17 protein-coding genes are annotated in these 19,413 nt (G+C 71.5%); 9 read left to right on the forward strand and 8 right to left on the reverse strand.

The genetic code is table 11. From position 1 onward, the window contains the following. Positions 1 to 7: 7 nt before the first annotated feature. From AB0J97_RS44165 to AB0J97_RS44175, 3 genes are read left to right on the forward strand one after another with little or no spacing between them, the layout of a single operon-like run. A complete protein-coding gene (locus tag AB0J97_RS44165; protein WP_364101204.1) occupies positions 8 to 2,020 on the forward strand; it encodes an adenylate/guanylate cyclase domain-containing protein in 2,013 nt (670 codons plus the stop codon). A 32-nt stretch (positions 2,021 to 2,052) separates the two neighbouring features. After that, positions 2,053 to 2,715 (forward strand): Crp/Fnr family transcriptional regulator, encoded by a 663-nt coding sequence (locus tag AB0J97_RS44170; RefSeq protein WP_357708066.1) that lies wholly within the window; start codon positions 2,053 to 2,055, stop codon positions 2,713 to 2,715. A 45-nt stretch (positions 2,716 to 2,760) separates the two neighbouring features. Beyond that, complete coding sequence (locus AB0J97_RS44175) at positions 2,761 to 4,230, forward strand: MFS transporter (protein ID WP_357708064.1); 1,470 nt, start codon at positions 2,761 to 2,763, stop codon at positions 4,228 to 4,230. On the opposite strand, the gene AB0J97_RS44180 is transcribed toward AB0J97_RS44175, so the two are convergent. Further along, positions 4,191 to 4,937: a methylenetetrahydrofolate reductase gene (locus AB0J97_RS44180; protein ID WP_364101207.1), complete on the reverse strand. Its 747-nt coding sequence runs from the start codon at positions 4,935 to 4,937 to the stop codon at positions 4,191 to 4,193. The two genes, AB0J97_RS44175 and AB0J97_RS44180, sit on opposite strands and share 40 nt — an antisense overlap. Before the next feature lie 10 nt (positions 4,938 to 4,947). After that, on the reverse strand, positions 4,948 to 5,601 hold the full coding sequence (locus AB0J97_RS44185; protein ID WP_364101299.1) for a TetR family transcriptional regulator: 654 nt from the start codon (positions 5,599 to 5,601) through the stop codon (positions 4,948 to 4,950). A gap of 72 nt (positions 5,602 to 5,673) precedes the next feature. On the opposite strand from AB0J97_RS44185, the gene AB0J97_RS44190 reads away from it, so the two are divergent. Continuing rightward, entirely contained in the window at positions 5,674 to 7,095 is a 1,422-nt protein-coding gene (locus tag AB0J97_RS44190) for an MFS transporter (protein ID WP_364101210.1), read from the forward strand. Here AB0J97_RS44190 and AB0J97_RS44195 read toward each other — a convergent pair. Then, the gene (locus tag AB0J97_RS44195) at positions 7,056 to 8,936 is read right to left on the reverse strand and encodes an ABC transporter ATP-binding protein (RefSeq protein ID WP_357708061.1); all 1,881 of its coding nucleotides are present in this window, start codon (positions 8,934 to 8,936) and stop codon (positions 7,056 to 7,058) included. The two genes, AB0J97_RS44190 and AB0J97_RS44195, sit on opposite strands and share 40 nt — an antisense overlap. Before the next feature lie 34 nt (positions 8,937 to 8,970). Further along, on the reverse strand, positions 8,971 to 11,049 hold the full coding sequence (locus AB0J97_RS44200; protein ID WP_364101213.1) for a PhoX family phosphatase: 2,079 nt from the start codon (positions 11,047 to 11,049) through the stop codon (positions 8,971 to 8,973). Positions 11,050 to 11,178: 129 nt separating this feature from the next. Between AB0J97_RS44200 and AB0J97_RS44205 the strand changes: the two genes are divergently transcribed. Further along, positions 11,179 to 11,601 carry a sterol carrier family protein gene (locus AB0J97_RS44205; protein ID WP_364101302.1) on the forward strand — a complete coding sequence of 141 codons (423 nt, stop codon included), beginning with the start codon at positions 11,179 to 11,181 and terminating at the stop codon, positions 11,599 to 11,601. Here the strand turns inward: AB0J97_RS44205 and AB0J97_RS44210 are convergent. Beyond that, complete coding sequence (locus tag AB0J97_RS44210) at positions 11,598 to 13,028, reverse strand: hypothetical protein (RefSeq protein WP_364101216.1); 1,431 nt, start codon at positions 13,026 to 13,028, stop codon at positions 11,598 to 11,600. The two genes, AB0J97_RS44205 and AB0J97_RS44210, sit on opposite strands and share 4 nt — an antisense overlap. Positions 13,029 to 13,170: 142 nt before the next feature. Between AB0J97_RS44210 and AB0J97_RS44215 the strand changes: the two genes are divergently transcribed. The 4 genes from AB0J97_RS44215 (at position 13,171) to purM (ending at position 16,926) form a co-directional block, all read left to right on the forward strand. Continuing rightward, entirely contained in the window at positions 13,171 to 13,578 is a 408-nt protein-coding gene (locus tag AB0J97_RS44215) for a MarR family transcriptional regulator (RefSeq protein ID WP_357708057.1), read from the forward strand. 91 nt (positions 13,579 to 13,669) lie between these two features. Further along, positions 13,670 to 14,416, forward strand: coding sequence for an SDR family oxidoreductase (locus AB0J97_RS44220; protein ID WP_364101219.1), 747 nt, complete (start codon positions 13,670 to 13,672; stop codon positions 14,414 to 14,416). A 51-nt stretch (positions 14,417 to 14,467) separates the two neighbouring features. Then, positions 14,468 to 15,904 carry an amidophosphoribosyltransferase gene (gene purF, locus AB0J97_RS44225; protein ID WP_357708055.1) on the forward strand — a complete coding sequence of 479 codons (1,437 nt, stop codon included), beginning with the start codon at positions 14,468 to 14,470 and terminating at the stop codon, positions 15,902 to 15,904. After that, positions 15,901 to 16,926 carry a phosphoribosylformylglycinamidine cyclo-ligase gene (gene purM / locus AB0J97_RS44230; RefSeq protein ID WP_357708054.1) on the forward strand — a complete coding sequence of 342 codons (1,026 nt, stop codon included), beginning with the start codon at positions 15,901 to 15,903 and terminating at the stop codon, positions 16,924 to 16,926. Before purF ends, purM begins: the two co-directional genes overlap by 4 nt. A 46-nt stretch (positions 16,927 to 16,972) precedes the next feature. Here the strand turns inward: purM and AB0J97_RS44235 are convergent, their stop codons facing one another. From AB0J97_RS44235 to AB0J97_RS44245, 3 genes are all read right to left on the reverse strand, one after another. Further along, positions 16,973 to 17,518, reverse strand: a complete 546-nt coding sequence (locus AB0J97_RS44235; protein ID WP_364101224.1) for a CGNR zinc finger domain-containing protein — start codon at positions 17,516 to 17,518, stop codon at positions 16,973 to 16,975. Positions 17,519 to 17,888: 370 nt separating this feature from the next. Further along, the gene (locus AB0J97_RS44240; RefSeq protein WP_364101227.1) at positions 17,889 to 18,116 is read right to left on the reverse strand and encodes a DUF3073 domain-containing protein; all 228 of its coding nucleotides are present in this window, start codon (positions 18,114 to 18,116) and stop codon (positions 17,889 to 17,891) included. Between the two features lie 151 nt (positions 18,117 to 18,267). After that, complete coding sequence (locus AB0J97_RS44245; protein WP_364101230.1) at positions 18,268 to 19,347, reverse strand: Glu/Leu/Phe/Val dehydrogenase dimerization domain-containing protein; 1,080 nt, start codon at positions 19,345 to 19,347, stop codon at positions 18,268 to 18,270. Between the last annotated feature and the right edge of the window lie 66 nt (positions 19,348 to 19,413).

Genomic DNA, 19,413 nt, shown 5'->3' on the forward strand with positions numbered 1-19,413 from the left:
CGGGTCTGTGCCCAGCCCCTACCTGCCGCCGGCCACGCAGCCCGTCCGAGGCGTGGTCTGGGGCATCCACCTCGTTCTTCCCCTGCTGGGGCTCTGGTTGCTGCTCGCGCAGCAGCACCTCAACGTCGTCTGGCAGCACAACGCGAGCCACTTCTGGATGATCCTCGCGGTGGCCGGGATCAACGTGGCGCTCGGCGGCCTGATCACCGAGGCCGCGCGCCGCCGTCAGGACGCCCGGCTGTTCCTGGTGTCCATGGTGTTCCTCAGCAGCGCGGGCTTCTTCCTGCTGCACGGCCTGGCCACGCCCGGCGTCATCCTGCCGACCGGCTCGCTGGGCTTCGACCTGGGCCAGCAGGTGGGGCTCACGATCGCGTCGATGTTCGCGTTCGCCTCGGCCCTGCCGCTGGGCGAGCGGGCGGCCAGGGCCGTCCTTGACGCGCAGCACTTCGTCCGGGCGATGCTGTTCGGCTTCCTGCTGCTGTGGGGGCTGGTCTCGCTGGTGCCCGAGCTGACCGCGCTCAGCGATCCGCCCCTGGTCGCGCCGGTGAGCTGGCTGGGCCTGGCGTCCGTCCCCGGCGTCCTGCTGTACGGCGCGGCCGGCGTGATGATGTTCCTGCTCCACCGCCGCCGCCCCTCGGCCATGCTGGTCAGCCTGATCACCGCGTACGCGCTGCTGGCCGAGGCGATGGTCGCCGGGATGTCGCAGCTCAACTGGCACCTGTCGTGGTGGGAGTGGCACGTGCTGCTCACCCTCGCCTTCGTGTTCGTGGCCTACAGCGCCTACCTGCAGTTCAGGCGCGAGGGGTCGAGCGCCGGCCTGTTCGACTCGGTGACGCTGGCGGCGACGGTCGCGCGCCTCCAGCAGGACTACGACCAGGCGCTGGAGGAGCTGGTCGAGCACGTACGAAGGGGCGAGCCGCTGGCCGCGACCCGGCTGTCGGGCAAGTTCCGGCTGAACGAGAGCCAGGCCGCCGTGCTCGACCGGGCCGGGGAGGCGCTGGCCCACGAGCGGGAGCTGTCGGAGCGGCTGGCCGCGCTGGTGGCGGTGAGCACGCAGACCCGCGTGGGCCTGCCGGAGGGCGAGCTGCTGACCACCGCGCTCGACCGGGTCAGGCAGGCGTACGGCGACGTCAAGATCGCGCTGGTCTCGGAGGGCCGGACGCAGATCGGCTCCCGCGCGTACGAGTTCGACGGCGACGGGCCGATCCGCCGCGACCACCGGCTGGCCTACCCGCTCACGGTCAGGGGCCACCTGGCCGGCGTGCTGGAGGTGCCGGTGGGCCGCACCGGCCAGGACGAGGCGCTGGCCGCCACCCTGGCCGGCCAGCTGTCCATCTCGCTGGAGAACGCCCGCCTCTACCAGGAGCTGGACACCCTCTTCCGCCAGTACATGTCGCCCGACGTGGCCAACGCCCTGCTCGCCGACCCCGCCCGGGCCGCGCTCGGCGGCGAGCTGAAGGAGCTGACCGCGCTCTTCGCCGACCTCAAGGGCTTCACCTCCTTCTCCGAGCAGGTCACGCCCGGCGAGATCGTCGAGATGCTCAACCGCTACCACACGGCCGCCGTGCCCTGCGTGCTGAACAACGGCGGCACGATCGTGCAGTTCGTCGGCGACGCGATGCTGGCCCTGTTCAACGCGCCGGCCACGCAGGCGGGGCATGCCAGGGCGGCCTGCCGGGCCGCGCTGGAGATGCAGCGGGCCGCGGCCGAGGTGGCCGAGGAGATGGCCTGGAAACGTGCGGACGACGTGGAGTGGCCGACCTTCCGGGTGGGCGTCAACACCGGTCCCGCGCTGGTCGGCAACATCGGCAGCCCCGAGTTACGCGGCTTCAACGCGATGGGCGACTGCGTCAACGTGGCCGCCAGGCTGCAGGCCCTGGCCGAGCCGGGGACGGTGGTGATCGGCGAGACGACGCTGCGGCAACTCGGCCGCGACGTCTCGGTGGACGCCCTGGGACGGCTCACCCTGAAGGGCAAGGAAGAACCCGTGGCCGCGTACGTTCTGACTGGAATGCCATAGAACGGCAATAGCCGTCCGTACATAATCGGCGCATGACTCCAGAGCCCGGCGAATTTCTTTCCATGCTCACCGCCGAGGAGATCGACACCCTGCGAGCCGCCGGGCGCCCGCGGCAGTGGGATCGCGGCACGACGGTGATCGGCGAGGGCGACTCGGCCGACTGGGTGGTCGTGCTGACGCGGGGCCGGGTCAAGGTGTCCTCGCACACGAGCAGCGGCACCGAGGTGGTCCTGGCGGTACGCGGCCCCGGGGCGCTGCTGGGCGACATGTCGGCCGTGGACGGCTCGCCGCGCTCGGCCACCGTCACCGCGCTGGAGCCCGTCCAGGGCATCGTGATCGGGGACTTCAGCGGCTTCCTGGCCGCGCACGGCCGCATCGCCGTCCTGCTCCTGCAGCTCGTCGTCGGCCGGCTGCGCGACGCGGACCGCAAGCGCGTCGAGTACGGCGCGTTCGACACCACCGGCCGGGTGGCGACCCGGCTGCTCGAACTGGCCGACCGGTACGGCGAGCCGACCACCGCCGGCGTGCGCGTGGCCCTTCCGCTCAGCCAGGACGAGCTGGCCGGCTGGACCGGCTCCTCCCGCGAGGCGGTCAGCAAGGCGCTGCGGAGCCTGCGCGACCGCGGGCTCATCGAGACGGGCAGGCGGCGGGTGGTCATCCACGACGTCGAGGGGTTACGCAGGCGAGCCAGATAACCCCTGCCACAAAACGGACGTACGACGTACGTCATAGTGGGAGTCATGGTCGCGGTCACCCCCGAAACCGGCACCTCCATGCGTTACGCGTGGCGCGTCTGCTCGGTCACCAGCCTGGGCCTCGTCCTCATCGGCATCGCGGGCAGCACGCTCAACGTCGCCCTGCCGACCGTGGTGCGGCACTTCCACGCCGACGCGACGCAGTCGGGATGGATCCTGCTGGCGTTCCTGCTGGTCAACACCGCGAGCCTGGTGTTCTTCGGCCGGGTCGCCGACCTGCTCGGCAGGCGCGAGGTGTATCTGGCGGGGTTCGCCCTGTTCACCGCGGCCTCGCTGCTGGCCGGGCTGTCACCGGACGTCTGGTTCCTGGTCGGCATGCGCGTGGTGCAGGCGATCGGCTCGGCGATGATCCTGGCCAACGGCACGGTGATCATCACCGACGCGTTCCCGCCCGAACGGCTCAGCCAGGGCATGGGCGTCTACATCGGCACGCTGTCGGTGGCCCAGCTCGCCGGTCCGACGCTCGGCGGCCTGATCGCCGAGACCGCGGGCTGGCAGTGGATCTTCTGGGTGAACGTGCCCGCCGGGCTGGTCGCGCTCGGCTGGGGCGCGGTGATCTTACGCAAGATGCCCCGGAGGCCGAAGCAGCCGGTGGACGCGCTCGGCAACGTGCTGGTGTTCGCCGCGCTGTCGGCGGTGCTGCTGGCGGTCAACGAGGCCGGGTCTGGTGGCCTGACCAGCCCCGTCGTCCTGACCGGGGCGGCGCTGTTCGTGCTGCTGCTGCCGCTGATCGTGCTGGCCGAGCGGCGTTCGGCGAACCCGGTGCTGGACCTGCGGTTGTTCGGCGGCCGGCTGCTGGCCTATGCGAACCTGGCCTCCTTCTGCAACGCGCTCGCCCGTTCGGCGCTGATCCTGGTGGTCGCGCTCTACTTCCAGGCGGCGCGCGGGCTCGACGCGTTCTCGGCCGGGCTGAGCGTGCTGCCGGTGCCGGTGGGCATCGGGCTGGCCTCGCCGATCGCGGGCCTGCTCGGGCCCCGGGTCTCGCCGTACGGGCTGTCGATCGGCGGCGCGGCGATGAGCGCGCTCGGGCTCGGCACGCTGATGCTCACGGCCGACCCGGCGACGCCGTACTGGGTGACCGGGCTCGCCCTGTTCGTGGCCGGGTGCGGCAGCGGGACGTTCCTGACCGGCAACACCACCCAGGTCATGGCCGCCCTGCCCACCGGCAGCCTGGGCGTGGTCAACGGCTTCCGCGTCATGATCATGAACGTCGGCATCGTGATCAGCGTCGGCCTGTCGCTCAGCGTCGTGACCAGCTCCGTGGGCCCGGCGCTGCGCGCCCAGGTGTACGCGGGCACGCTGTCCACGCTCTCCCCGGTGGCCGTCGGGCAGCTCATGGACGGCTTCCAGCGCGCGTACGCGGTGCTGTTCGCGGTGGCGCTGGCCGGCGCGCTGCTGGCCGCGCTCGCCAGGTCTCAGAGGGCGCCGGCGAGCCTGGACTCCACGTCGCGGTAGCGGGAGACCGGGATGAGGTGCACGCCGTCGAACGCGCCGGACTCGCGCAGCGCGAGCACCTGCTCGCAGGCCGCCTCGACGCCCGCCATGCGGTCGGCGGCCACCCGTTCGACCAGCTCGGCGGGCAGGGCGATGTCGGGGATGGCGGCGGCCAGCGTACGGGCGTGGCGCTCGCTGGCCAGCACCATGACGGCCGCGTAGACCGGCACGTCGATCCGGTTGGCCTCGCGCCAGCGCACCTGCGCCTCGACCGAGAAGCTGACCTGCGAGAACAGGAAGTCGGCCGCGCGCTTCCAGTCGGGCAGCGGGCGCAACCCGGCCGCCGCGCCGACGCGGACGGCCGCCGAGAAGCCCCTGGCCTCCTCGATCATCGAGCGGACCGTCAGGTCGCCGGTACGGCTGCCGCCGGCGGGCTTGTCGCCGTGGACGAACAGGAACTGGTCGACGCCGTACGCCGCGGCCGTCAGCAGGTCGCGGTGGAAGCCGAGCAGGTTGCGGTCGCGGGAGTTCAGGCAGGCGATGCTGCGCCCGCCCATCGCCTCGACCTCGTGGGCCACGGCCACGCTCGACACGGTGGCCCGGCCGATGTGGTTGTCGGGGATGAGGAAGGAATGGGCGACCTGGCTGAGCGTGCCGATCTGGTGGCGTACGCGCTTCAGGTCGGGCTTGGTGGGAGGTTCGATCTCGCAGACCAGCTCGAAGGGCATGATCCCGACTTTAACGTCCGGCGGCCAGCGCCTCGATGCCGCGCAGCACGAGATCGACGCCGAAGGAGTCGTAGAAGTCCGGGTCGGCCCCCGCCACCAGCGGTGAGGCCATCTCGACCAGGTACGGGTACTTCTCCGGCGACAGCGACTGGAGGCCGGCCCGCTTGACCCGGACGGCCTCCGCGATCTCCTCGCCGGTCCGGCCGGCCTTGAAGTGCACGGGCGCGTCGGCGATCGACAGCGCGCTCTGCAGCAGGTACTTGGTGATCAGGCAGCTCTCCTCGACGCCGAACCCCGCCGTACGGGCCAGGCCCAGGGCCTTGTCCCAGACGACCAGGAAGTTCGGGACGGAGATCGGGTCGATCTGCTCGATGACGTTCTTGGCGCAGGGATGGGCGCGCAGGGTGCTGATGAGCCCCTGGGTCAGGTCGCGGAGCTGCTGCTGCCAGGGCCGCTCGTCGGCCGGCGCGGGCACGAACCCGCCGATCAGGTGGTCGGCCATGCCGAACAGGAGCTGGTCCTTGTTCTTGTAGTGCCAGTACAGGGCCATCGGCGTCACGCCCAGGTCGGTCGCCAGCCGCCGGATCGTCACGGCGTCGAGCCCCTCGGTGTCGCCGATCTCCAGCGCTCGCTCGGCGATGGCCTGCGCGGTCAGTTTTCCCATCACGGTTGACAACTATACGTCGTACAAGTTGGACTGTACGACGTACAAGTACGGCGTATAGGAGGTTGTTCCATGCGATGGTGGGCGCTGGGTGCCGTGACGTTGGGCACCTTCATGACCTATCTCGACAACAACGTGGGAAATGTCGCGTTGCCGACGATCCAGCGGGAGCTCGGGCTGACGATCTCCGGGCTGGAGTGGATCGTGAGCTCGTACATCCTGGTCTTCGCCGGGCTCATGCTGGTCGGCGGCCGGCTCGCGGACCTGTTCGGCGCCCGCAGGGTGTTCCTGGCCGGGCTCGCCGTCTTCACCGTGGCCTCGCTGGGCGCCGGGCTCGCCACCTCGGGCGGCATGCTGATCGCGGCACGGGCCGTCCAGGGCGTGGGGGCGGCGCTGCTCACGCCCACGTCGCTCACCCTGATCAGCCAGATCTTCCCCGACCCCGGCGAGCGCGGCAGGGCCGTGGGCATCTGGAGCGCGTCCGGGGCGCTGTCCATGGCGCTCGGCCCGGCGGCCGGCGGATTCATCAGCGAGAACCTGCACTGGGGCTGGATCTACCTGATCAACGTGCCGATCGGCGTCGCCACCTTCGGCCTGGGGCTGTGGGCGGTCCGGCCCGCGTTCACCCGCCTGCGGCACCGGCTCGACCTGCCCGGCCTGGCCACCTCGGCGCTCGCGCTGGTCTCCCTCACCTACGCGCTCATCGAGGGCGACCGCGCCGGATGGACGTCGGCCGAGATCCTGGCCGCGTTCGGTCTCGCGGCGGCGGCGGCCGTGGCGTTCGCGCTGGTCGAGACGCGGGCCGAGCGCCCGATGATCGACCTGTCGCTCTTCCGCGCCCGCGTGTTCAGCGGCGGCGCGCTGACCATGGGCATCTGGTCGTTCGGCGTGTTCGGCATCTACTTCTTCAGCGCCCTGTGGCTGCAGAACGTGCTCGGCTTCTCCCCCACCCAGGCCGGCCTGGCGTTCGTGCCGATGGCCCTGGTCATGGCGGTCGTCGCCATCCTGTCGCAGCGGATCTCCGCGCGGCTCGGCACCGGCCCGACGGTGGCGCTCGGCATGGCGCTCATGGGCGCGGCGATCTACCTGATCTCCGGCGTCGGCGCCGACGGCGACTACGCCGACGTCGCGCCCTGGTTCCTGCTCTACGGCCTCGGCGGCGGCATGCTGGTGCCGCTCACCTCGGCGATCCTCGGCGGCCTGCCCAAGGAGCGGACCGGCGTGGCCTCGGGCGTGCTGAACGTCTCACGCGAGGTGTTCGGCCTGCTCGGCATCACCGTGCTGGGCGCGATCCTCAGCTCCAGCCAGAGCGGCAGCGACCGGCCGCCGCTGGCCGCCTTCCTCGACGCCTACCAGTTCACGCTGGTCATCGCGGCGGTGATCGTGCTGGCGGCCATCCCGCTCAGCCTGTACGCCCTGCGCCCGTCCCGCCGCCCGTCGGAGGCGGACGGTCCTCAGGCCACCGCCTCCGCCACCGTCGGCTCGTCGAACTGAGTGCGGTACAGCTCCTCGTAGCGGCCGCCCATGGCCAGCAGCTCGGCGTGCGTGCCGCGCTCGGCTATGCGGCCGTCCTCGATCACCAGGATCTGGTCGGCCGCCCGCACGGTGGACAGCCGGTGGGCGATCACCACGGCGGTCCGGCCCGCCAGCGCCTCCCCCAGGGCCGCCTGCACGGCCGCCTCGGAGGTGGAGTCGAGGGCCGCGGTGGCCTCGTCCAGGATCACCACGCGCGGCCTGGCCAGCAGGAGCCGGGCGATCGTGAGCCGCTGGCGCTCGCCGCCGGACAGGCGGTAGCCGCGCTCGCCGACCACGGTGTCGAGCCCGTCGGGCAGCGACTCGATCAGCGTCCGCAGGCGGGCCCTGGTGAGGGCGTCCCAGATCTCCTCCTCGCTCGCCGTGGGCCTGGCCAGCAGCAGGTTCTCCCTGATCGTCTCGTGGAAGAGGTGGCCGTCCTGGGTGACCATGCCGAGGGTGTCGCGGACGGCGTCGAAGGTCAGGTCCCGTACGTCCACGCCGCCGAGGCGGACGGCGCCTGAGTCGACGTCGTACAGCCTGGGCAGGAGCTGGGCGATCGTGGACTTGCCGGCCCCCGACGAGCCCACCAGCGCCACCATCTGGCCCGGCAGGGCCGTGAACGAGATCCCGTGCAGCACCTCCTCGCCGCCCCGCGAGTCCAGCGTGGCGACCTCCTCCAGCGAGGCCAGCGACACCTTGTCGGCCGCGGGGTAGGCGAAGCGCACGTCGTCGAACTCGACGGAGACCGGGCCGTCGGGGACCTCGCGGGCCTCCGGACGTTCCTGAATGAGCGGCTTGAGGTCGAGCACCTCGAAGACGCGCTCGAAGCTGACCAGAGCGCTCATCACGTCCACGCGGGCGCTGGCCAGGGCGGTCAGGGGCGCGTACAGGCGGGTCAGCAGGAGGGCCAGCGACACGACCGCGCCGGGTTCGAGCTGGTCGCGCAGGGCGTAGAAGCCGCCGAGGCCGTAGACGAGGGCCAGCGCGAGCGCCGAGACCAGGGTCAGGGCCGTGACGAACACCGACTGGTTCATGGCCGAGCGCACGCCGATGTCGCGCACCCGCCGCGCCCGCGCGGCGAACTCGGCCGACTCGCGCGCCGGCCGGCCGAACAGCTTCACCAGCGTCGCGCCTGGCGCGGAGAACCGCTCGGTCATCTGGGTGCCCATGGCCGCGTTGTGGTCGGCGGCCTCGCGCCTCAGCCGCGCGATCCTGACGCCCATCCGCCGCGCGGGCAGCACGAACACCGGCAGGAGCAGCAGCGCGAGCAGGGTGATCTGCCACGAGATGCCGATCATCACGCTGAGCGTCAGCACGAGCTGCACCACATTCCCCGCCACGCTGGACAAGGTGTCGGTGAAGGCCCGCTGCGCCCCGATCACGTCGTTGTTCAACCGGCTCACCAGCGCCCCGGTACGGGTCCGCATGAAGAACGCGACCGGCATCCGCTGCACGTGGTCGAAGACGGCCGTGCGCAGGTCGAGGATCAGGCCCTCGCCGATGGTGGCCGACTGCCAGCGGTTCAGCAGGCCGAGCCCGGCCTCGGCGAGCGCCAGGCCCGCGATCAGCACCGCGACCACCACGACCACGTCGAGCGGCTCGGCGTTGAAGATCGCATCGACCACCCGCCCGGCGAGCAGCGGCGACACCACGGCCAACCCCGCCAGCACCACGCTGAGCACGAGGAACAGCACGATCCTGCGGCGGTGAGGGCGGGCGAACCCGCCGATACGCCGGAGCGTCGCCCTGTTCAGCGGGCGACGCTCCGGACGGTTGTTCATCGAGTAAAGCTGATGCCAGGCGGTCACTTCCATGCTCATGGCATGGAGACTATTTCCTCAAGTTAACTTGAGGTCAACTGCCGATCTTCTTGCCCCTGCCGTGCCAGACCACCGCGACCGACGGGCGCGGCTGGTCACCGTCGGGCCAGCGGCTGGCCGGGTTGTCCGGGGTCGCGCCGTCCAGCTCGCCCGGGTGCTGCACGGCCACGAACACGCTCTTCTGGTCCGCGGTGACCAGCGGCCCGCAGGTCTCCGCGCCCAGCGGGACCGTGAGGAACTGGCGCAGGTGGCCGCGGTCGGAGCCGCGTACCGGCATGACGAACAGGCCGTCGTTGCTGCCGAGCTGGTTGCCGTCGGTGGAGATCCACAGGTTGCCGTCGGCGTCGAACGTCACGTTGTCCGGGCACGAGATCGGCGAGACCCTGGTCTTGTCGAAGCCGGCGAAGTAGGTCGCGGGGTCGTTCGGGTCGCCGCAGATCAGCGGGAGCGACCAGGCGAAGGTGGTCTCGCCGGCGTCGTCGCGCCGCTCGGCGATCTCCAGGATGTGGCCGTGCTTGTTGGACGCGCGCGGGTTGGCCTCGTCCACCTGGGCGGCGGTGCGGTTGGAGTTGTTGGTCAGGGCCACGTAGACGCCGCCGGTGACCGGGTTGCGCTCCATGTCCTCGGGACGGTCCATCTTGGTCGCCCCGACCTTGTCGGCCGCCGTACGCGTGTAGATCAGCACCTCGGCGGCGGTCATGCCGTCCACGTACGACCTGTCGCCCGACACCAGCGGGATCCACTGGCCCGAGCCGTCGAACAGCCCGTCGGAGGGCGGCTTGCCGGACCCGTCGATCTCGGCGGCCGGGCTGTCGCCGGTGAACTTGGCGACGTACAGGGTGCCCTCGTCCAGCAGGGCGCGGTTGTGCCGGTCGAAGCCGGGGATGTACCGGTTCTTCGAGACGAACTTGTAGATGTACTCGAAGCGCGAGTCGTCACCCATGTAGACGACCAGGCGGCCGTCCCTGGCCAGGGTGGTGTTGGCGGCCTCGTGCTTGAACCGGCCGAGCGCGGTGCGCTTGATCGGCGTGGAGTCGGGGTCGAACGGGTCGATCTCCACGATCCACCCGAACCTGTTGGCCTCGTTCGGGTGCTTGGCCAGGTCGAAGCGCTCCTCGATCCGGTCGAACCGGCGACTGCTCGCCGGGGTGCCCGTGGTGATCGTGTAACGCGAGATGTACGGCCGCTGCGCCTCGGGCACCTTGTCGCCGTTGACGAAGTACTGGTCGAAGTTCTCCTCGGCGGTCAGGACCGTGCCCCAGGGGGTGGAACCGCCCGAGCAGTTGTTCAGCATGCCGACCGGCGCCAGGCCCTTGGGGTCGGCGGCCGTCCTGAGCAGGTCGGAACCGGCGGCGGGGCCGGAGAAGCGCATCGGCGTCTGCGCCGTGACGCGCCGGTTGTAGCGGCGGCGGCCCTTGGTGGTGAGCTTCCACTCGCCGGTGCCGTGCGCCCGCTCGATCTCCACGACCGAACCGCCGTGCGCGGCCAGCGCGATCCTGATCTGCTCCTCGGTCGCGGCCGCGCCGCCCGTGTAGCCGCGGAACATCAGGTTCTCGTCGGTGTACTCGTGGTTCACCCACAGCAGGCCGCGGTTGTTGCCCATGGGGAAGAACGTCACGTAGTCACAGTTGTAGCCGAACTGCTTGTTCTGGGCGTCGGCCGTCTGGTTGTCGAAGTCGAAGGCCGGCGCGCCGGGCAGCACCGGGTCGCCCCAGCGCACGACCACGGAGGAGTTGTAGCCGTCGGGGATGCGCAGCGCGTCGTCCTTGTTCGGCGGCACGGAGGTGAAGGCGATCCCGCCACGGCCGCGCAGGCTCTCGGCGGCAGGCGCGGCCGCGGTCTCGGCCTCCGCCCCCGGCTCGTCGGCGAACGCCGGAACCGCGCCCGCCACGCCGGCGCCCGCCACCAGCGCGCCGAGCGCGCCCGCGCGCAGCATGCCGCGGCGCGACAGCGCCTCCTTCACCACGTCGCCGAAGTAGGCGTTGCCCGTCGTGTTGGCCACGTCGTGCGCGCACGCGTTCCCGCAACGGAACTGACAGGTCAGAGCGGATCGGCCACCTTTGTGCGGGGTGGAAAGCAGCGGCAGCAGCCGCCCCGCCTCAGGGTTCGCCACAGGTCCTCCAGATATGTGCGCAGTTGTACGGCGGGGACGTTACGGTCGCCGACGAAACCCGAGGTGAACGACGACCTCCGTCCCGGTGAACGCTTCCCGCGAGACAATGGACCCGTGCCACCACGCAAGATGGACCCGGAGAAGCTGCGCGCGGCCCTCGACGGCCAGCTCGTCGCCCTCGACCAGCCGCCCTACGACGGCCCCGCGTCGGCCCTGCCCGACGCCCTGGTCGCGGCGGTGCTCACCGCCTACGACCGCGGGCTCGTCCCCGAGCGCGACGCGGCCAGGCAGGCGGTGCGCCACCTGCTGGAGAAGCTGGCCGCCGCGGCTCCCGGCCGCACGGTCGAGGTGCGCGTGCCGCCTTACGCCGCCGTCCAGGCCATCCCGGGCCCCCGCCACACCCGCGGCACGCCGCCGAACGTGGTGGAGACCGACGCCCGTACCTGGCTGGAGCTGGCGCTCGGCCGACTGACCTGGGACGAGGCCATGGCCAGGGGCTCGGTCGCGGCGAGCGGTTCCCGCGCCGACCTGTCAGCCCACCTGCCGCTCTAGCGTCCCCTGCCCATCCAGGGGAACTTGCTCTCGAAGCACTGGTCGGCGAGCTGGCCGGGAAGATCGCCACATTCCTGGACCACCTTCCAGAACCAGATCGCGACGATCGCGAACAGCACCAGCGAGAGCACGCTGATCACGATCCCGGCGATGGCCCGGCCCCTGCCCACCCGCTTGGCGAGCGCCACGCAGCCGAAGACGATCGACAGGATCGCGGTGAGCACGCCGGTGAAGCAGACGAACACCAGGAACGGGCTCGCCACGCCCAGCACCAGCGAGGCGGTGGCGAGGCCGCTGCCCGGTGGCGAGGGCGGCTGGGTGCCGTAGGGGCCGTACTGGCCGTACGGAGGGCTTCCCGGGGGCGGGCCGTAGCCGGGCGGGCCGCCGTAGGGGCTGGAGGGGGTGGTCCCGGGGACGGACGTGTCCCGTCCGCCTTCGTACGACCCCGCTGGGCCCTCGTACGGGACCCCCGAGGCGCTGGGCCCCCCGTAGGCGCCCTCTCCCCCGTACGGCGCCCCTGGCCCCGCCCCGCCGCCTGCGCCTGGCGTGCTCGGCGTTCCCGGCGTGCCGGGGGCCTCCGGCGGGCCGCCTTCCTTACCGGGCTGACCGCGCAAGGGGGTGGTCGTCTCGGAGGGGGTGCCGCCCGGGGCGGGGGGCGGCTCCTCGGGACCTCCGGCCGCGTGGGTGCCGGCGGGCGGGGGTTCGAAGGTGGGCACGTCGCCGTACTCGTAGCGGGACGGCGCGGGCCGGCCCGGTTCCTCGTCGGGCTGCGTGCCCCAGCCCGGGTAGGCCGGGGTCGCGCCGGGCATCGGATAGACCTGCGTCTCCTCCGCGTCCCCCCTGCCCCAACGCGCCTCCCCCGTGTCGCCGACGGCCGGCGCCGGCGTCTCGGGCGAGGTGGGCAGGTCGGGATGGTGGGGCTGTCCCGTGGGCCTGGGCTCGTGCGTCGGCGGCACGTCGGGCGGCGGCACCACGGGCGGCGCGGGCGCGATCGGCTCCTCGCCCTGCGGCTCCTCGCCCTGCCGTTCCCCACCCTGTCGCTGCTCGCCCTGTCGCTGCTCGCCCTGCCGTTCGTCCTCGAACGGCCACTCGTCCGCCCACCGGCCGCCAACGGCCTGCTCCCCGGCCCCTTCGCCCTCATGCCGCCCGCCGCCGGGCCGGCTCCCCTCTCCGGGGCCGGCTCCGTGGCCGGCTCCTTCGCCGGGGGGCCCGCCCCGAGGATCGCCCGCCTGTCCAGGCGCCGGCTCGTATCCAGGGACATGGTCGGGGTCGGCGGCGGTCTCCGCCTCCTCGGCCGTCCCCTCTCGCCACCATTCGGGTGTGTGCTGCGGCGGAGCGTGTTCGGGCCGGCCCTCTTGGGGGTGGCCTTCGCGGTGCTGCGGGTCCTGCCCCTCGCGGGGCTCGTTGGGGTCCCCAGGTGTGGTCACGTCTGCGTCTCCCGACGGGTCTGCATGCCGGATACTTCACCCTTTCGCGGAGGGCATCGGCTAAAGCGCACGACACGGTAAGACGGGTGCCATCCTTGGGTCACCATGCGCCAAAGCGGCAGGCGGCGGGCAAGATGAGTGCATGCTGGACGAGACCCTGACGTACGCCCTGATCATGGTCATGAAGACCCATCGCAACCGGATGGCCGCCGCCCTGGCGCCACTGGGCCTGCACGTGGGCCAGGAGCTCCTGCTCAACCAGCTGTGGCGGCAGGACGGCCTCACCCAGAGCGAGCTGATCGCCCGTCTGGGCGTGGAGCCGCCGACCGTCACCAAGACCCTCCAGCGCCTCGAACGCGTGGGCCTCGTCTACCGCTCCCCCGACCCCGACCGCCCCCGGGTGGGCCGCGTCCACCTGACGGAGGCGGGCAAGGCGCTGCGCGAGCCGGTCGAGGAGATCTGGGCCAGGACCGACGAGGAACTCCAGCAGGGCCTGAACGACGCCGAACGCCACCTCCTGGCCCGCCTCGTACGCGCGATCCCCCAGTAGCCCGCTTCACCAAGAGCGAAACCCCCTTGCCGGAAGGGATCAATGCGACTTAGCTGGCTAATTAGTCGGCTAATCAGAAAGAGGCATCCCTATGCACGCGTTCATCACCGGCGGCTCCTCCGGCATCGGCGCCGCCACCGCGCTCGCCTACGCCAGGGCCGGCGCGCGGGTCACCATCACCTACAACACCGGCCCCGGCCGCGCCGCCGAGGTCGTCAAGCGCATCGAGGAGGTGGGCGGCGAGGCGACGGCCGTCCACCTGGACCTGGAGGACCACGCCACCATCGCGCCCGCCGCCGCCCAGGCGGGCCCGGTGGACGCCCTCGTGCTCAACGCCGTCCGCTGGGGCACGATCATGCCCAACAGCATGGACTTCGAGGACGTCCCCGCCGCCGAATGGACGGCCGCCCTGCACGCGAACGTCGTCGGCAACGCCCTGCTGGTCCAGGCCGTACTGCCCGGGATGAGAAGGAACGGCTTCGGCCGGATCGTCTTCGTCTCCTCGGGCGCCGCCGAGGAGGGCCGGCCGGGTCCGGGCCCGTACGGCACCGCCAAGATGGCCCTGCACGGCATGGCCCGAGCCCTGGCCTGGGAGGCCGGCGGCGACGGCATCCTGGTCAACGTGGCCGTGGCCGGGCTCACGATCACCGAGGCCGAACGCCCGGTCACCCAGGAGGCCCTCGACCGCATCGCCGCCCGTACGCCGAGCCGCAGGCTCTCGACCGCCGACGACATGGCGGCACTGATCCACTTCCTCGGATCGGCGGCCAACCGCAACGTCACCGGAGAGTTCGTCCGCGACGGTTCCAACGCCGGCAGATCGTCCCACGCCGGCTGATGGAGCACCCGGGTGCGCGAGCACGGAAGCCCGCAACCTAAACTGAGGCATGTGCTGAAGGGCGACGGCCGGCTCGGCCATGACCTGGACCCCCACGACCGCGCTCCCAAAGACGCCTGTGGCGTCTTCGGCGTATGGGCACCAGGCGAGGAAGTTTCCAAACTCACCTACTACGGGCTGTACGCGTTGCAGCACCGCGGCCAGGAGTCCGCGGGCATCGCGGTCAGTGAAGGCAGCCGCATCCTCGTCTACAAGGACATGGGCCTGGTGGCCCAGGTCTTCGACGAGTCGGTGCTCGGCACCCTCCGCGGCCACCTGGCCATCGGTCACTGCCGTTACTCCACCACCGGTTCCAGCGTGTGGGAGAACGCCCAGCCGACCCTCAGCTCCACCGAGGTCGGCGGGCTCGCGCTCGCGCACAACGGCAACCTGATCAACACGCCGGAGCTGGCCGAGCGCCTGGCTCCCGGCTCCACGAGGGCGACCACCGACACCGAGGTCCTGACCTCGCTGCTCGCGCAGGACCGCACGCGTTCCATCGAGGACTCGGCGGCCGAGCTGCTGCCGCAGGTCAAGGGCGCGTACTCGCTCGTGTTCATGGACGAGAAGACCCTCTACGCGGCCCGCGACCCGCAGGGCATCCGCCCGCTGGTCCTGGGCCGCCTGGAGCGCGGCTGGGTGGTGGCCTCGGAGACGGCGGCCCTCGACATCGTGGGCGCCACGTTCGTCCGCGAGATCGAGCCGGGCGAGCTGCTCACCATCGACGAGGACGGCGTCAGGTCGCGCCGCTTCGCCCTGCCCGACCCCAAGGGCTGCCTGTTCGAGTACGTCTACCTCGCCCGCCCCGACACCACGATCGCGGGCCGCGGCGTGCAGGTCACCCGGGTCGAGGTCGGCCGCGTGCTGGCCCGCGAGCACCCTGTCGAGGCCGACCTGGTCATCCCCACGCCCGAGTCCGGCACCCCCGCCGCCGTCGGCTACGCCGAGGAGAGCGGCATCCCCTACGGCCAGGGCCTGGTGAAGAACTCCTACGTGGGCCGCACGTTCATCCAGCCCTCGCAGACCATCCGCCAGCTCGGCATCCGGCTCAAGCTCAACCCGCTGCGCGAGGTCGTCGAGGGCAAGCGCCTGGTGGTCGTCGACGACTCGATCGTGCGCGGCAACACCCAGCGCGCCATCGTGAAGATGCTGCGCGAGGCGGGGGCGCGCGAGGTGCACGTCCGCATCTCCTCGCCGCCCGTGAGCTGGCCCTGCTTCTACGGCATCGACTTCGCGACCAGGGCGGAGCTGATCGCCGGTTCGCTGTCGGTCGAGGAGATCCGGGCCTCGCTGGGCGCCGACTCGCTGGGGTACATCTCCCTGGAGGGCCTGACCAAGGCCACCACCATCCCCGCCGAGCGGCTCTGCCGGGCCTGCTTCGACGGCTCGTACCCGATCCCGATCGACCAGGACAACGTGGGCAAGTTCGTGTTGGAGAGCAAAGCGTGAGCACATACGAGGCCGCCGGCGTCGACATCGAGGCGGGCGAGCGCGCCGTCACCCTGATGAAGGACAAGGTGGCGCGGGCCCGCCGGCCGGAGGTGGTCGACGACGCCAGCGGCTTCGCCGGGCTCTTCGACGCCTCGGCGCTGCTGCGTTACCGGCGTCCGCTGCTGGCCTCCTCCACCGACGGCGTGGGCACGAAGGTCATGATCGCCCAGCGCTACGGCAAGCACGACACGATCGGCATCGACCTGGTCGGCATGGTCCTCGACGACCTGGTGGTCTGCGGGGCCGAGCCGCTGTTCATGACCGACTACATCGCCGTCGGCAAGGTCGTGCCCGAGCGCGTCGCCGAGATCGTCGGCGGCGTGGCCGAGGGTTGCCGTCTGGCCGGCGCGGCGCTGGTCGGCGGCGAGACCGCCGAACACCCCGGCGCCATGGGCCCCGACGAGTACGACCTGGCCGGAGCCGGCACCGGCGTGGTCGAGGCCGACGCCATGCTGGGCCCCGACCGGGTCCGCGAGGGCGACGTGGTCCTCGGGCTCGCCTCCTCCGGCATCCACTCCAACGGCTACTCGCTGGTACGGCACGTGCTGCGCGAGACGTCGCTCTCGCTCGACGCGGTGCTGCCCGAGCTGGGCCGCCCGCTGGGCGAGGAACTGCTGGAGCCGACCCGCGTCTACTCGCTCGACTGCCTCGACCTGGCCCGCAGGTCCGAGGTGCACGCCTTCTCCCACATCACGGGCGGCGGCCTGGAGGCCAACCTGTCGCGGTCGCTTCCCGGCCACCTCGACGCGCTGCTCGACCGCTCGTCCTGGACCCCGCCCGCGATCTTCGGCGTGCTGGCCGGGCACGGGCGGATCGCCCAGAAGGACATGGACCGCACGTTCAACCTCGGCGTGGGCATGGCGGCCGTCGTGCCCCCCGGCTCGGTCGACGAGGCGATCCGCCTGCTCGGCGAGCGTGGGCTCGACGCGTGGGTGCTGGGCGAGATCGTCCAGGGCTCGGGCCAGGCCCGCTACCGCTGACCCCATGGGGGCCGGACCTGGTTCGGTCCCCAAGTCCGGTTCCCGGTCAGGCCGGCTTGTGGCGCTGGTAGTGGCGGGCGACGCGCACCCGGTTGCCGCACAGCTCGGGTGAGCACCAGCGGCGCCGGGGGTGGGCGGGCAGGAAGATCATGCGGCACCGGGGGCCCTCGCAGGCCCGGATCCGGCTCGCCGCCGGATCGGTGAGCAGGTCGGCCGCGGCCTCGGCGAGCTGCGCGAGCAGGCGGGCGAGCCGGTCGCCGTCCCTGCGCGTGCCCTTGGCCGGCCCGGCGTCCGTCACGTCCAGATGCCCGTACGCGGGCGCGGCGCGCATCGCGTCGTTGATCGCCCCGACCGCCTCGCCGGACGGCCCCTCACCCCGGCGTACGGCGTCGACCGCCGCCTCCACGTGTGCCCGTAGTTCCCGGACCGCCCCCAGCTCCTCCGCCGCGAACGGCCCCTCGACCGCCGCGAGCCGGCCCGCCTGACGATCGATCCAGTTCGCGAACCCCTCGGGCGTGTCGAGAACGTCGAAGTCCTGGGCACGGGTGTTCACCAGGTCCAGCGCGAGCGGCTCACCGATCAGGAACTCCATGGTTCCTAATGGTACATCCAGCCCCATGACGCGTTAGAAATGCGATGGGAGAACCCGACACTCAGACTCCATGCCGACCGGCGGGCATGACTGCGCCACCACCGGCCACCCACGCTGATCAAGCGGGACGACGCCTTCTCCCCGGAGCCGGGTACGCACGCCTACCCGCGGAACCCGCCGGACACGCTCGACACCGGGCACTCAGCGCCAGAAACCACTCAGCGCCGGAAGAGAGGATCGCCAAGATCGCGGGCCCTCTCGACCACACGCAAGCGTGATGAAAGCCTCACGGTTGCCCGTGAGGCCCGACGATCATGAACGAGGATCCGGCAGCACGCCGGACCCTCGGCCACGTCACTCTGAAGAACGGCTATCGGCGACCGGAAGGACGGTCGTCCCCGTCGTCCCCGGAGCCGTAGTCATCGGCGTAATCGGCATAGCGATCCGCCAGCTCATCGTTGAGGTCGTCGGCGTCGTCATTGCTGGAGTCGCCGACCCCGAGTTCGTCGCGAAGTCGGTCAAGATCCGTGCCACCGCTGTTGTACTTCAGCTGGCGAGCAACCTTGACCTGCTTGGCCTTTGCTCGGCCGCGCCCCATTGGCTCGACCCCCTCGTGTGGGATCGTCCCCGACCCCTCGTCGCTAACGCACCACACACTGACGCCGCCTGACTTTGGACGTCAGCCTATCGTTCGCCTATTACCGTACCTGTTTTGTGCCCAGCTCGGTACGTCGTATGGGCGTGGGGCGTCAGTGGCCCAGCCAAATAGCCCTAATACGCCCGACTTCCGACATTCTGCGCTCGGCTAGCCTATCCGCTGCCACAGCCGGAGGAACGCCCTCGTCCGCCGCGATCCCGAAGATCTTCAGGGTCGTGTCGTAGATCTGGGTCGCCTTCGCCCTGGCACGATCCATGCTGAAGCCCTCGATCTCGTCGGCGACCTGGATGACGCCGCCGGAGTTGACCACGTAGTCGGGCGCGTACAGGATCCCGCGGTCGGCCAGCTGCTTCTCGACCCCGGGGTGGGCGAGCTGGTTGTTGGCCGCGCCGCAGACGATCTTCGCCCGCAGTCCGGCCACCGTGGCGTCGTCGAGCGCGCCGCCCAGCGCGCAGGGCGCGAAGACGTCGATGTCGGACGTCGTCAGCGCCTGGGCGTCGGCGACCACCTCGACCTCGGGGTACCGCTGGCGCACCCGCTCGACGGCCCGCGGGTCGACGTCGCAGATCACGACCTCGGCCCCGTCCTCTCGCAGGAGCTCGACCAGGCGGTGGCCCACCTTCCCGACCCCTTCGACGCCGACCCGCCTGCCGTGCAGCGACGGCGTGCCGAAGACCCGTTCGGCCGAGGCGCGCATGCCCTGGAAGACGCCGAACGAGGTGAGGACGGAGGAGTCGCCGGCGCCGCCGTGGGCCAGGGTGCGGCCGGTGACGTGGCGGGACTCCCGGGCGACGATGTCCATGTCCTCGCTGAAGGTGCCGACGTCGCAGGCGGTGATGTAGCGCCCGCCGAGCGACTCGACGAATCTGCCGTAGGCGCGCAGCAGCGCCTCGCTCTTCTGCCTGGCCGGGTCGCCGATGATGACGGCCTTGCCGCCACCGAGGTCGAGACCGGCCAAGGCGTTCTTGTAGGACATGCCCCTGGCCAGGTTGAGCACGTCGGCCAGGGCCGCCTGCTCGCTCTCGTACGGATAGAACCTGGTGCCCCCGAGCGCGGGGCCGAGGGCCGTGTTGTGGACGGCGATGATGGCACGCAGGCCGCTCTGCTCGTCTGCGCAGAAGACGACCTGCTCGTGGACGTCCTTGTGGGACGTGCCGAAGACGTCGGTCACGGTAGTGACTCCCTGTCCGGCCCGCCGCACCTTCGCGGCGGGGATCACTCTCAGACTAGTAAGCCT

This window comes from Nonomuraea sp. NPDC049607, assembly GCF_040675375.1.
Classification (GTDB): domain Bacteria; phylum Actinomycetota; class Actinomycetes; order Streptosporangiales; family Streptosporangiaceae; genus Nonomuraea.

Excerpts from the sequence above, each read along its gene's own strand:
- AB0J97_RS44170 (WP_357708066.1), top strand. The coding sequence starts at position 2,053 with ATGACTCCAGAGCCCGGCGAATTTCTTTCCATGCTCACCGCCGAGGAG.
- AB0J97_RS44175 (WP_357708064.1), top strand. The coding sequence starts at position 2,761 with ATGGTCGCGGTCACCCCCGAAACCGGCACCTCCATGCGTTACGCGTGG.
- AB0J97_RS44180 (WP_364101207.1), bottom strand. The coding sequence starts at position 4,937 with ATGCCCTTCGAGCTGGTCTGCGAGATCGAACCTCCCACCAAGCCCGAC.
- AB0J97_RS44185 (WP_364101299.1), bottom strand. The coding sequence starts at position 5,601 with ATGGGAAAACTGACCGCGCAGGCCATCGCCGAGCGAGCGCTGGAGATC.
- AB0J97_RS44190 (WP_364101210.1), top strand. The coding sequence starts at position 5,674 with ATGCGATGGTGGGCGCTGGGTGCCGTGACGTTGGGCACCTTCATGACC.
- AB0J97_RS44195 (WP_357708061.1), bottom strand. The coding sequence starts at position 8,936 with ATGAGCATGGAAGTGACCGCCTGGCATCAGCTTTACTCGATGAACAAC.
- AB0J97_RS44205 (WP_364101302.1), top strand. The coding sequence starts at position 11,179 with ATGGACCCGGAGAAGCTGCGCGCGGCCCTCGACGGCCAGCTCGTCGCC.
- AB0J97_RS44215 (WP_357708057.1), top strand. The coding sequence starts at position 13,171 with ATGCTGGACGAGACCCTGACGTACGCCCTGATCATGGTCATGAAGACC.
- AB0J97_RS44220 (WP_364101219.1), top strand. The coding sequence starts at position 13,670 with ATGCACGCGTTCATCACCGGCGGCTCCTCCGGCATCGGCGCCGCCACC.
- AB0J97_RS44235 (WP_364101224.1), bottom strand. The coding sequence starts at position 17,518 with ATGGAGTTCCTGATCGGTGAGCCGCTCGCGCTGGACCTGGTGAACACC.
- AB0J97_RS44240 (WP_364101227.1), bottom strand. The coding sequence starts at position 18,116 with ATGGGGCGCGGCCGAGCAAAGGCCAAGCAGGTCAAGGTTGCTCGCCAG.